Below are 13,264 nucleotides of genomic sequence, written 5' to 3' on the forward strand. Positions count from 1 at the left end.
GAGGTTTTGCGCCAATACATAGAACAACAAAACAGACCTCACTGAACTCGCTTTCCCCGCCACAGGTGACGGGGCTACTCGCTCGTTATCAAGTTAAGCGCTAGATTTGAGCGGGTTTATTTGGTGTTTTATCATTTACAATGTGAAGGCGACAATAAATAATACCCCCAATCATTATTGACCAAGAGTTGAATTATGCCATCTGCCGATCACGCTGCTACGTTTGCCAAAGCAGAAAAAATTTGTCACGACAATGGTGTCAAACTCACAGTAAAACGAAAAAACGTGTTAGGGGTATTACTCAACTCTGACAAACCTTTATCGGCTTATGAAATAGCCGACATTTACCGCACCACACATCACGAAACTCTAGCGCCTATGTCTGTGTATCGCATGCTCGACATACTCAGCGAGCTGCCGCTTGTGCACAAGTTGTCGTCTGAAAACAAGTACCTAGCGTGTTCGCATATTACTTGCTCGCATACACACCAAGTACCACAGTTTTTAATTTGTAAAAGCTGCGGTAAAGTTGCCGAAAAAGGCATTCAGGGCAGTGTGATTGACGCTTTAAAAGAAAGCATTAAGCTGGCTGACTTCCAATTGCTTAACTCACAAATTGAATTACAGTGCATCTGTAACGACTGTGCTAAATCAAGCTCGAGCTAAATCAAGCTCGAGCTAAATAAGAGTCAATTGCTTACATTGCTATAAAGAAAATACAGCCCTTCGTCACGTATCGTAAAACCACCTATTGCGAACACCTTTGCGTGCATCACTCTCCTGATCCGCCCTGCCTCTCAACGCTTAAAACCACCTTTCATAGCAAATCAATCTATTTGTCAGAGACTTTCTTCGTTTATCGGTCGATATTAATTGAGTGTATCTACCAATGAAGCTCCGTAGTGATGCCTTGCTGGAAATCTGTGATGCACTTGATGCTATTTAGCGCAGATTTAAAAATAGCGTTTAAAGACGTCGAGCTAACAGAAGCCTATCGGTCAAATCGCGATGCACTGAGGTGTCGGTGGACAAAGGCATGTTAGCTACTGCCTCATGGTCCTAACTTTAATATCGTCCTAACTCTCACGTCGTCCCGGCAATGCTTTTGAGCCGGGATCCAGGTGTTTGCTTTTTATGGTTTTCGGCCACTAACACTTGAGACAGCAATTCCCCCCTGCGCGGCGAAATACTGTGTCGTCCCGGCAATGCTTTTGAGCCGGGACCCAGGTGTTTTGCTTTTTATTATTTTAGGCCAAACCAGATCAAGAGTGGCCAATGGAAGTAGGCCAACTAGAGCTATTAACTCAAACAAAACTAAGATGTTAGGCAACGATACTCAATGAAATCGCTTCTATGACACGCGGTAAACCCATCCATGGGCGCTCTGCGAAAACATCCATGTTTTCGAAGGTCATAGCCGCGATTACATTCACCGCATAGTTATCTTCAATTCAACCTTGTTTGTTATTTAAAGATTTAACGCATTTATGGACATAATCGTTTTACGAACTTTGGGCGATCTCTACATCCCCCATTTCCAGATAGCAAAACGGCACCTCATGAAGCGGTGCCGCTAGTGACTAGAATTGGACACAATCATTCGCCTCTGCTCTGAAGTGTTAGATTCATTATATGCAAAATTTCTTGCTGAACATGCATAACGAACACATGGATAAACACTGAAGCACTTTGGCACAAAAGTGTGTCTCAACCACTTTTCAATTCGTGTTTTCACTAACCGATTCTGAACTTGTTGGATTAAAACGCACTTGGCAATCTTGATTACAAAACTATTTCTATTTAAAGCATAAGCTTAAAGTTCTTTAACTTTGAGACAAAGCTTGGCAGTTTCTGCTTTTGCAAGCAGGCTAAAAACTCGTCTTGACTCATTGGTGGCCTTTTCAACGAACCTCGTTGTTGCTGGGCAGCCTTGACACAAGCACTGCTATCTAACTCAAACATATCACATAAGAACTCATCTGGATGTATTGCACAAAGACCTAGCGGATCAAGCTCCTTTATAGGGAAGTCTTTAAGATTGAAGGTAATGATTGACTCCGCTTGACCTTTAATAGCAGCAGCAACAACGTGTCTATCATCAGCATCTGGCAAGGTTAAACCATTAATCAATGGTTCATAACCTTCAACCAAGCAGTCAAGTACATGAGCGTTCATTAACAGCTTGGTTCTTTCTAGCCGCACAGGATCGGCATCTGGGTTGTTTTTGAGAAGATTACGAGTCCATTCATCATGTATTTGGTCTGTCCATCGTGCTCTGAATAGCCCTGTGTTGGACAAATACATTAGGTAACTGCGAAGTGGAGCAGGATACATAACGCATGCGTCTAAAATTACCGTGTATGATGTCATTAATATCCCATATCCATTTCTTGATCTAATGCGGATAGTTCAGCAAGAGCAGCTAGTCTATTCTCTTCTAAACGGCTCTTGTATTCCATAAGATCAGCATAGGCCACCTTTCTACGGTTACCAGTGCGACTAAAAACAATCTCCTTAGAATCTAATAGCTTAATAAATGTAGGGCGAGACATATTTAGCATGTCAGCACCTTCTTGCGTTGTGAGTTCTGCATGAATAGGTGTAATGCTAACAGAGTTACCCTGACCTAATTGAGTAAGCACCTCAATCATCATGTTTAATGCACTTGATGGAATCATGACTTCGTGAGTCTTACCTGACTTATCGATAACATTAATCCTTTGAGCTTCGCCATTGGTTTTTATAACGGCTGACAACTCTTGGCTACCAAGCTTAGCCAGTGCAATTTCTTCAGCGGTTGGCAATTTTGTAGCAGTATTCATCGTATTTCTCTCTAGTTTCAAATTTAAACTATACAAATCTGTATATCAAAACAATATCCGAAATATTCGAAAAAGTCAATATTCGAAATATTCGCAATACTAAAGGTTTACTGTACAGGTAGCCCTAAAAAACTGATCTCCAGAAGCAACTTGTGCTTCAATGAAAAAGCATTTTTTTGGCTCCCAAACATTGATATGGTGACTATAAGGGAAGGACAAAATTTATCGACTCAAAATTTCACTGGCAAGGAATGGGGCAAAAATGGGTTAGAAGTTACCTTTTTATTAAAGTTTACCCTGACCCCACTAAATTAAGGTCAAACGCTTATTCTTTTGGCTTGCAAAACGCCAAGCTTATCCTTGGTTTGATAAGTTAAATGTAGAAAATTTCGATTTGGGCTCAGGCAAACGTGTTGTAGCTAAAGGTGGGAAATACTGAGGGTAGAACAACTAGCTCACTGCAATTAATGTCGCACTCTAAGCAGTTGTTTACAAACACTTATTTACCATGATGGGTATAGCACAACTCACTTCGCGCATATTCGCGATTAACAAAGTTTATTTTACAGTTAAAATGATATGTTATAACATCCCACCAATTTCATTATATGTTGCAACCTCCACCCAAAAGAGGGCTCAACATAACACCATGTTTACCACAACTTATTTAGAGATCAGGCAATGCAAAAAGAAGCGGTAGTCGCCTCAGCACTGAGCGTTCGATTTTCCAAGCAAACAGTATTAGATAACGTCGATTTTACGGTGAAACAAGGCGAAGTCTTTGCCCTTTTAGGTGGTAATGGCGCGGGTAAATCTACAGCATTAAAAACGTTTCTCGGCACAGTCAAAAAAGACAGCGGCGAAGCTAAAGTGCTTGGTATGTCAGTAGATAAAGACATTGACAGTATTCGAGCAAAAATAGCCTACCTGCCAGAGTCTGTCATGCTGTACGGCCATTTAACTGGCATTGAAAACATTCAATATTTTTTGTCACTGGCCAATATTAACCGAAGCGACAATGACATAGAGCAAGCGCTGACACGGGTAGCATTACAACCTAACGCGTGGCACAGAAGCATGTCGAATTACTCTAAAGGAATGCGCCAAAAAACAGCCATTGCCCTAGCACTACTGCGAGAAGCTCCCGTGTTATTTCTCGACGAACCCACTTCTGGTTTAGATCCCAATGCAATCGATGAGTTTAACCAGCTTATCACCACGCTATCAAACGAAGGCACAACCGTATTTATGGTGACCCACGATGTGTATGGCGCCTGTCAAATTGCTCACCGAATTGGCTTACTCGATAACGGAAAAATCGTTGGCATGTTTGATCGAGGCGAGCAGTCTCACATCGACACCGAAATCGTTCACACGGCATTTTCTGCGAGAAACAAAAGATGAGTATCATTAAACAAGTCGCAAAAGATGAATGGCGTTTTTGGCATCGAACCAAATTAGCCGCCACTATCATTGTTATCGGTACCTTGCTGACCATTTTCTCTGCCATTGTAAATACGATAACAATGCAACAGGCGCAGCATGAAAGAACCCATTTACAACACACTTCAGAATCTAGATTTGTAGACCAACCAGACAGGCACCCTCACCGCATGGTGCATTATGGGCATTATGTTTTTCGTGCGCCTACGCCACTCAGCATTATTGAGCCCGGTGTTGATGCCTTTACAGGCACGGCAATCTTTCTTGAAGGCCACCGACAAAACAGTGCCATGTTTTCTGATCAACGTCAGGGATCGGGCATGACACGTTTTAGCAGTTTAACACCAAGCTTTTTATTCCAAGTACTGGTGCCGCTGTTCGTCATCATGATTGGCTATCCCAGCGTGACACGAGAAAAAGAAGCCGGCACACTCAACATTATGCTAACCCAGGGCGTCAATTTATGGCATTTGCTCATGGGTAAGTACCTCGCCTTAGTGAGCAGCGGTTTACTCATGCTATTACCATTAATCCTCGCAGCGAGTTGGGCCAGCATAAATGGTGAATCACTGCTGGCATCTGGCGCATTTGTTAGCGGATATGTGCTGTATATTTTGATATGGAGCGGCATAGTGTTAACGGTATCGACCATCAACTCAAAAAGCAGTGTCAGCTTTGCCGTGTTAGTGAGTTTATGGATCGCACTGTGTATTTTACTGCCTCGTATTGGCAGCTCTAGTGCGGCCGCTATTGCCCCTTCTGAAGGAAAACTTGAAGCGGATTTTGCAGTGGCAGAACAGCTGCGAAAACTCGGTGATGGTCACAATGCAGCCGATCCTGCATTTGAACAACTAAAACAAAACTTATTCGCAAAATATAACGTCAATAAAATAGAAGATTTACCCGTTAACTTCCGTGGTGCGGTGGCTGAATTTTCAGAAAAAAAATTGACCACATTGCTCAATACGTTTGCCGAAAAACGCATGCAAGATGAGCTTGCTCAAACCCAAATTGCACGGCAATTCGGCTGGATAACCCCCGCCACGGCATTACGTTCTTTTTCAATGATGATATCGGGCACTAGCCTTGAAACGCATCACCGCTTTCTTCGCGAAGCAGAAACCCTAAGGTACGACTTTGTGCAATCGCTCAATGAAGTGCATCGCGACCGATTACATTATCAAACCGATATGGATCGCTCAAAAGATCATAACTCAAACCAGGCGGCCCGTGTTGATGCGTCTAACTGGCAGATACTGTCATCTTTTAACTTCCAACCAGAAGCTGCGTCAACCCGGCTAGGGCAAAGCTTGCCTTACTTTATCCAATTACTTTTCTGGGCCGCTTTTGTGGGGCTGTTACTTCGAATAGCAGTAAGGAAGATTCGATAATGACATTATTTTCAAACCTGAAAAGAGAAGCGCGCTTTCTTTCAAAGCAGCAATCAATCATCGCCGTTATGAGTATTATATTTTTTCTTAACCGCTTTTGCGGTTTGGTCAGGTATTAGCGAAACTCAGGCGCAGCTCAGCACCATTGAACGCCTTAAACAAAAAGATACGGTAGACAGACAAACCATCCTGTCGCAACAGTCAGACTATGGCAGCGCCGCTTATTATGGTTTTCACCTCACCTACTCAGCACCAACAGCCATGACGTTTGCCGCCATCGGTCAACGTGACATTTACCCCTGGAAACACCGCATTCGAATGCTGGCTATTGAGGGGCAAATATATGAAAGCGATGCAGATAATCCTGAGTTATCTTTTTTAGGTAAGTTTGACTTTGCATTTGTGATCAGTGTGTTGTTGCCATTGTTTGTGATCTTGTTGCTGCATGATTTGCGCGCATCAGAGCGCGAAGCGGGCCGCTACGACTTACTCATCACTACGGCTACAAAGCGCCAAAGCTTATGGTTATCAAGAGCCATTGTTATTTGTAGCGCGTTAGCCATCGCCATACTCACGCCATTTATCATAGGTGCCCTGTATAGTGCTGCCGCCTGGGGCGACATTTTGATTGTCATGGCTATTGTGATAGCGCATTTAGTGTTTTGGATGCTGGTCACGCTCACCTTTATTGCCTCGGCCAAAGCGGCAAAACAAAGCTCCGCACAAATCGCGTCGATATTGCTTGGTGCATGGCTATTCATTAGCGTTATTATTCCGGTGTCCAGTGACATCGCCCTTAATGAAATCGTGCACACACCTAAAGGTGGCGACATAGTGCTTACCCAGCGCGAGGCGGTCAACGATGCCTGGGACCTACCTTTCTCGGCCACCTGGGAGCCCTTTTTAAGTGCTTACCCTCAGTGGAAAGATCACACAGAAATGGACTCGCAATTTGAGTGGAAATGGTACTACGCGTTTCAAGAAGTGGGCGATCAAAAAGCCGGCGCGATATCGCAAGCATACCGCCATGCACTTATCGAAAAAGACACCCTAGCCGGTTATTTAGCCTTGCTGTCACCGTCTATGCTGACACAAAGATTACTGTCGTCAATCGCCCAAACTGACACTCAGGCATCATTGCAATATGAGCAACAGGTTCGCGATTACCACGCAGCATTACGTCTGTTTTATTACCCTCTGCTATTTAGCAAAGAGCCATTTTCGCTCGAAAAACTCAACAATCTGCCTGAGTTTTCTGCCAATCCTGAACACAACAAGACGTTAAAGGACAATCAATAATATGAAACGCGCCATCGTTCCCCACCCAAAAACACCCTTGAGCCGGTTCATCGCTGCGGCATTATGCTTACCCAGCATGGTACTTGCTGCTGAAAACACAAGTTCAGTGTCAAAAGAGCTAGAAGTGATTGAAGTTAAAGGACTACGTCAGGCCTATCGCGGCAATGTGCAGGAAAAAAACCTGCCTCAATCCATCTCAACAATCTCTTTTGAAACGTTAGAGTTAACCGGCGTTACAGGCTTGCAAGATTCACTAGATTTAGTCAGCGGCGTGACTCGACAAAACGATTTTGGCGGCTTATGGGATATGTTTGCTATTCGTGGTTTTGCGGGCGACGAAAACCTGCCTTCTGCTTATTTAATCAACGGCTTTAGTGCCGGACGTGGCTTTAGCGGTAATCGTGATATGTCGAATGTCGAATTTATGGAAGTGTTAAAAGGGCCTAGCTCTGCGTTATATGGACGTGGCGAGCCTGGCGGTACAGTTAACATCACCACCAAAAAGCCACAATTTGACGAGCAAGGATACATTAAGTTCACCACAGGGAGCTTTAACACCTACCGCGCAGAGGGCGATTACACCAATGCGATTACCGATGATGTCGCCTTTAGAATTAACGGTGCGTATGAAGATGCACAAAGCTATCGTGATACGGTAGAAAAGAAAAAAACCATTCTCACCCCGTCATTTATCTACCAAGTCACTGACAACACCCTAGTCTCTTATGAACTTGAATATCTCGACCAAGAAGCCGACATGGACCGCGGGGTCGTGTTTGTTGAAGGAAAGCCGTTTTCTTATGCAAACTTTTACGGCGAACCAGCTGATGGCCCAGTAGAAATTGATGCCCTAGGCCACCAGCTCCAGCTTCAACATGATTTTGCCAATGACTGGGCCTTTAACGCAGGATTAAGCTTCCGCACATCCTCTTTTGAAGGCAGTGTGACAGAGCCTCGTTGGTATGATGCAGAAAATAACTACATTGTACGTCAGCGCCGCTATCGTGATTTTGATGCAACCGATCTCTCTGGGCGCGTTGAGTTTAGCGGAACAGCTGCGCTATTTGGGCTAACCAACAACCTGCTCATTGGTGGCGACGCTTACGATTACGAGCTAGATCGCCTCATTTTACGCTATCGCCATTCAGGTGCAGACGGCGATGGCGCAGATGCATTTGCTATCGATTACGATAACCCAGTGTATAGCGATACGTTGCCCAGCATGAAAAACAATACCTCAGATCTGGAAGCGCAAAGTGGTCAAGGGATTTACTTTCAAGATCAAATCGATATTACCGACCGCGTTAAAGCCATGTTAGGGATGCGTTTCGATCATTTTGAGCAAGACATTACCAACCGTCTTGCCGATAACGCCATCATAAGTTCATCAAAGTCATACTTTAATCCACGCTTTGGGCTTGTGTATGTTTTCAATGATGATGCTCGCTTATATGCCAGCTATTCAGAAGGCGCAAGACCAAACTCAGGCGTCAATGCCCAGGGTAATGGTCACAATCCTGAAGAAAGCACCTCATATGAAGTGGGGATAAAATGGGACATGCAAGATCACGGCTTTAGCGGTACTGCGGCCATGTTTACCACAGACAAGAAAAACATCCTCGCCAGTAGCCCAAGCGGTGACGGCACAACCGAAGCCATTGGTGAAGCCCAAAGTGACGGATTTGAACTGGATATTCATTACAATGTAACCGAAAACACCCAAGCAACCTTGTCATACGCTTATGTAGATGCCAGAAATACTAAAGAAATCACGCTGTGGGACTGGTATGTCATTGAAGAAGGCGCTCGGTTAAGTAATGTGCCAGAGCATAGCGGTAGCTTAATGGTTCGTCACTTTACTGAAATTAACGGCTTAGAAGGCAGCGGTGGCGTTGTGATTAAATATGTGGGCGATCAGTTAGGGGATTTTCTAGAGCAAAACTTTGATTTACCACACTATACCCTAGTCAATTTATTCGCCAATGTTAAATTAAGCGACAGTTTAGATCTAAATCTAAATATCGATAATTTACTTGGCGAAGAATATTACGCCAACTCATATTCCGACGCATGGACAATGCCAGGTGCACCACGCTCATTTAAAGCCAGTATAAAATACTCGTTCTAATGTAACAGAGCCTAGGTTCTAGGAACTCGCAGGCTCGCCAGAGAGCGGACTTCGTCCTGCTAAGTTCTAGGTTCTAGGTTCAACCCGCTTGTCATCCCTGAGATCTTTTATCAGGGATCCAGGTGTTTTTGTAAGTCTTAAAACCGTTGACGGCTTACGGATTACAGAACGCTGTGCTTACGGGTTTAAGTACTAGGAACTCGCAGGCTCGCTAGAGAGTCTAGGTTCTAGAGCGCAGCGCCCTCGAAGTGACGAAGTCACGCCCTAGAACCTAGCAGCAAAGCGCCCTAGCAGTGACGAAGTCACGCCCTAGAACCTAGCAGCGAAGCGCCCTAGCAGTGACGAAGTCACGCCCTAGTACCTAGCAGCGTAGCGTCCTCGAACCTAGCAGCATATGTTGCGGATACACTATTGACTCCCCCCACAAGGGGATAGCCAAACAGACAATTTCATTTAAATACAGTACATTAAAATTGATAACGAAGGTTCGCTTGGTAACTCAACAGATCGTTAGGGGCCAAAGCAATATAATCCAAGCCTAAACCTGCTGACCAACGGCGAGAGAGTTGGTAATCTACCCGCATCCCCGTGTACAAATCCGTCCCATCAAACTGAGTCATTAGCGTCTGCCCTTGAGAGTAGCTTTTAACTTCAGACTCCCAAAATAACACCCCCACGGGCACGGAAAATCGCCACTTCTCATGCTCAAATAACGTAAACAAGGCACCAACGGTGGTCCCAGCAGGTAAAATGGGTGACACTGACTTGACTAAGTCATGGTATTGACTCGCATCTAGATTTTCACCACTTATCTGTGTCGAGCCTTCACCGAAATCTATATACCCAAGTTCAAAGGCAAGTACCGGCGTGACTTGATATCCGACCCGAAAACCAAGGCTTGTGCCGGATCTGTCGAAGGACTCTATCTGACCACTTGTGATTTCCATCTGTAGTTCAGATTGAGTGTTATCCGTTTCGCTAACACCTACAACCGCATTCAAGTACCAAGGTGATACCAAAGATGGCTCTTGTGCTTGAATAGGGCTCGAGTTAACGAACAACCATACAACCCCTAATGATAACACCTGATAGACTCTCAAACTGCTTTGTGGTTTGAGACGCAGCATTATCACCAACAATAGCAGACAACTCCAGAACCAATGCAAACTACCGCCACTTGATCCGTTTTTGACTACTTGGGTCTGATAAGCCTTCACGGTAACCATTACGTTCGCAGTCGCCTCGCCACCTTCACCGTCACTAATGGTATAACTCACGGTATCAACACCGTCAAAACCTGTTGTTGGGGTATAACGGATTTTGTTGTTTTCAATCATTACACTACCTTGCTGTGCACTGACAGCAATCACGCTTAATGGGTGATTATCCGCATCAGTATCATTACTCAACACATCCAATATCAAAGCGGTTTTATCATCAGTACTGGCAATGTCATCCACTGCAATTGGGGCTCTATTTGCCAAAACAGTTATGGTTAACTTATTGCTACCCGTACCACCGTTACCATCACTGATGCTATAAACCAACACATCTGTCCCAATGAAATCTTCAGCTGGCAAGTAACTTATTTGCTGATTATCCAACACCTCTGCAGAACCAAACTGACTAATGACTTGCTTTACCGTCAAGGTATCGCCATCAGCATCGCTGTCGTTTGCCAACACATCAATTTCAATGCCTTGATTAGCGGGTACTGTAACAGCATCAGCTACAGCAAGAGGCAATGCATTACCATTGAGCATAACGGCTACTCCACCTGGATCGACAATGGTGCCATTAGCAATACCGTCATCGTCGTTAGGACCACCATCTTCTATGGTGAGCTGCACACACCAGTGCCCTTCAGTTAATCCCACCTGCCATTCTGCAGCGCCAGGTGGAGGGCAATAGCCAGAACTCCCTGCGCTAGACATAACACTGTTGTTGGCATCTAAAACAAAGTCCTGCCAATTACCGCGCACAAATTTGCGATACACTGCATTGGTTGGTACGGGTAACGCTTGAGGGATAACCACAAGAATGCTATCTCCAATCTTAGGTATTCCTGTTAACTCAAAATCAAACAAACCACCAAGGTTATCGGCTAGTGGATCTTTGATTAACAAATCATCAGGGATTTTGATCCCATTACCACCATAAAGGAGTGCAGTATTACCTAAACGTAAGCACACTCCAGATTGGCTTTCTGCAAGGAAGGTTTGTTGCTCGCTGACAAGCTCTTGCAACACGTTGCATTCGTTAATGGCATCCAAATAATTTGCAATGCCATCCCCATCGGCGTCAGCAAACCCCTCTTGGTTATCTGGAATTAAGTCGCCATCACTATCCGTACCTGTGAGCACAGGTAGGCTGTCTTTCACCAAGATGGTGATTTGCACTTTGGTAGACAACTGAGGAGTGCCATCGTCGGTAACAACAAAGCTTATCGGATAACTGCCCGCATCAAGTGTACTAGGGTCAAAGTAGCTACCATCGGCATCACTTTCCAACACCAAAACACCAGTTGACCACTCTTCTGTCAGACTATCTTGTTCATTCACATCGCGGCTATTAGCCGAAATGTACACTTTACCTTCCAACTTACTCACTTGGGTCCGCGGCTCATTTGACTGCGTAACCACTATGCTCGCCTGAGGCGCAATGTTTGCTTCAGTAATCAATATGCGGGTTTCACGCTGTTCACTGAGATTCTGGCTTGGATCTAAGCTGATAATTAACTCTTCATCGGCTTCTGTTATGCCATCATCGAACACATTGACACTAAAGCTGGCACTTAGACCTGAAGTAATTTCAAATACTCCGTCAATTAAGTCATGATCATTATCATCGCTTGATCCTGAGACAGTGTAAGGAATACTGACAGGATATTGTGGTGATGGACCATTTAAGTACACCGTAAATTGTGCCTCACTCCCTTCAGCAACGAGCTGATTTTTACTAATGGAAATCAGAGGGTTGACTGTCACTTTCTGAGATTTAATGGAGCTTAAGCCTTCACTGTCCGTCGCTTGCCAGTAAGCTAAATGTTCGCCAGGTGCAAATAATTGTTGAGTATTCACTAAAGAGACAGCAAGTTTATTACCCGCTTTATCAACAGCTGTTGCTACGCCTAGCTTAAGCTTAGTAAACAACCCTGTGGCGTTAGCCCTAATATCCGCCGGTACGGTGATCACAGGCGCATCTGCAGAATTTTCACCTGTAATGATCAACTGAACTTTGGCATGGCTTCTGCCTTTTTGACCATCAGAGATGGTATAGCGCAAGGCAACAGGGCCGACAAAATCAGTAGGAGCTTGATAGTTAAGCTGCGATCCCACAATTTGTACACTACCCACATCCGCTGCAGCACCATCAATAGTCAAGGTATCGCCATCAACGTCTGTATCATTATCAAGCACAGCCATGGTATAGCTGCTGTTGTCCGATAAACTGAGACTATAATTGTCATCCACCGCCACAGGTTCATCATTAAGTGGATTAACTGTGATACTCACAACTGCAGGCTCAGAGCTTGATTCAGCATCTTTAGCAATAAAACTCACACTATCATCACCGTTAAAGTCAGCATTAGGTGTGTATAACCACGCGCTGCCATGCTTATCGAATATGCCGGATGATGGTTGTGTAACAACTTCATAAGTGAGTGCATCTCCATCATCATCCGTAGCAGTAAAGATAATGCTCAAAGAGGTATCTTCATCTAAGGTAACACTGGCGTTATCGGCAACGGGAATGCTATTGACAGCATTTACCACTACGGTAAACGATTGAACATCAAATAAGCCTCTAGCATCAACAACCTTTAAGCTGATCGAATGACTGCCGACATCATCGCGACTTGGAATACCCGTTAAACTCGTTGTTGTATTATCAAAACTGAGCCATGCAGGAAGTGTTAAGGCGCTATAAGTCAGTACATCTTCTGCAGTATCTGAAGCGATAGGAGTATAATTGTAAGTCTCATTCTGGTTGACACTGAGTATCGGTGTTGAAGTAAAGACAGGTGCGCCGCTTGGCGTCACGCTGTTAGAAGCACTTGAACTACTACTGGTCCCTGCACTGTTGGTGGCGGTCACACTGAAGGTGTAAGCCGTACCATTGGTCAAGCCCGTTACCGTTAGCGGTGAACTGGTGCCAGTTGCAGTCAAACCATCAGGGCT

9 protein-coding genes are annotated in these 13,264 nt (G+C 44.5%); 6 read left to right on the plus strand and 3 right to left on the minus strand.

The features are described from left to right. Positions 1-195: 195 nt before the first annotated feature. Positions 196-666 (plus strand): Fur family transcriptional regulator, encoded by a 471-nt coding sequence (locus IEW93_RS20105; RefSeq protein ID WP_188741016.1) that lies wholly within the window; start codon positions 196-198, stop codon positions 664-666. A gap of 1,134 nt (positions 667-1,800) precedes the next feature. Here the strand turns inward: IEW93_RS20105 and IEW93_RS20110 are convergent. Continuing rightward, positions 1,801-2,370, minus strand: coding sequence for a PIN domain-containing protein (locus tag IEW93_RS20110; protein WP_188741017.1), 570 nt, complete (start codon positions 2,368-2,370; stop codon positions 1,801-1,803). Beyond that, a complete protein-coding gene (locus IEW93_RS20115; RefSeq protein WP_160054379.1) occupies positions 2,370-2,822 on the minus strand; it encodes a helix-turn-helix domain-containing protein in 453 nt (150 codons plus the stop codon). Before IEW93_RS20115 ends, IEW93_RS20110 begins: the two co-directional genes overlap by 1 nt. A gap of 310 nt (positions 2,823-3,132) precedes the next feature. Here IEW93_RS20115 and IEW93_RS20120 point away from each other — a divergent pair, with 310 nt between their 5' ends. From IEW93_RS20120 to IEW93_RS20140, 5 genes are all read left to right on the plus strand, one after another. Then, the gene (locus IEW93_RS20120; protein ID WP_188741023.1) at positions 3,133-3,261 is read left to right on the plus strand and encodes a type IV toxin-antitoxin system AbiEi family antitoxin domain-containing protein; all 129 of its coding nucleotides are present in this window, start codon (positions 3,133-3,135) and stop codon (positions 3,259-3,261) included. A gap of 242 nt (positions 3,262-3,503) precedes the next feature. Next, positions 3,504-4,226, plus strand: coding sequence for an ABC transporter ATP-binding protein (locus IEW93_RS20125; protein ID WP_188741018.1), 723 nt, complete (start codon positions 3,504-3,506; stop codon positions 4,224-4,226). Further along, the gene (locus IEW93_RS20130) at positions 4,223-5,656 is read left to right on the plus strand and encodes a DUF3526 domain-containing protein (RefSeq protein ID WP_188741019.1); all 1,434 of its coding nucleotides are present in this window, start codon (positions 4,223-4,225) and stop codon (positions 5,654-5,656) included. The genes IEW93_RS20125 and IEW93_RS20130 overlap by 4 nt, the downstream gene beginning before the upstream one ends. A 261-nt stretch (positions 5,657-5,917) precedes the next feature. Next, positions 5,918-6,955, plus strand: coding sequence for a DUF3526 domain-containing protein (locus tag IEW93_RS20135; RefSeq protein WP_229706726.1), 1,038 nt, complete (start codon positions 5,918-5,920; stop codon positions 6,953-6,955). Position 6,956: 1 nt separating this feature from the next. Then, a complete protein-coding gene (locus tag IEW93_RS20140) occupies positions 6,957-9,083 on the plus strand; it encodes a TonB-dependent siderophore receptor (protein ID WP_188741020.1) in 2,127 nt (708 codons plus the stop codon). A 467-nt stretch (positions 9,084-9,550) separates the two neighbouring features. On the opposite strand, the gene IEW93_RS20145 is transcribed toward IEW93_RS20140, so the two are convergent. Continuing rightward, positions 9,551-13,264 (minus strand): Ig-like domain-containing protein (locus IEW93_RS20145; RefSeq protein WP_188741021.1); only part of this gene is annotated, 3,714 nt, incomplete at its 5' end.

The sequence above is a fragment of the Shewanella inventionis genome, from assembly GCF_014641855.1.
Taxonomy (GTDB): domain Bacteria; phylum Pseudomonadota; class Gammaproteobacteria; order Enterobacterales; family Shewanellaceae; genus Shewanella; species Shewanella inventionis.

Excerpts from the sequence above, each read along its gene's own strand:
- IEW93_RS20130 (WP_188741019.1), top strand. The coding sequence starts at position 4,223 with ATGAGTATCATTAAACAAGTCGCAAAAGATGAATGGCGTTTTTGGCAT.
- IEW93_RS20140 (WP_188741020.1), top strand. The coding sequence starts at position 6,957 with ATGAAACGCGCCATCGTTCCCCACCCAAAAACACCCTTGAGCCGGTTC.
- IEW93_RS20115 (WP_160054379.1), bottom strand. The coding sequence starts at position 2,822 with ATGAATACTGCTACAAAATTGCCAACCGCTGAAGAAATTGCACTGGCT.
- IEW93_RS20135 (WP_229706726.1), top strand. The coding sequence starts at position 5,918 with ATGACGTTTGCCGCCATCGGTCAACGTGACATTTACCCCTGGAAACAC.
- IEW93_RS20125 (WP_188741018.1), top strand. The coding sequence starts at position 3,504 with ATGCAAAAAGAAGCGGTAGTCGCCTCAGCACTGAGCGTTCGATTTTCC.
- IEW93_RS20105 (WP_188741016.1), top strand. The coding sequence starts at position 196 with ATGCCATCTGCCGATCACGCTGCTACGTTTGCCAAAGCAGAAAAAATT.
- IEW93_RS20110 (WP_188741017.1), bottom strand. The coding sequence starts at position 2,370 with ATGACATCATACACGGTAATTTTAGACGCATGCGTTATGTATCCTGCT.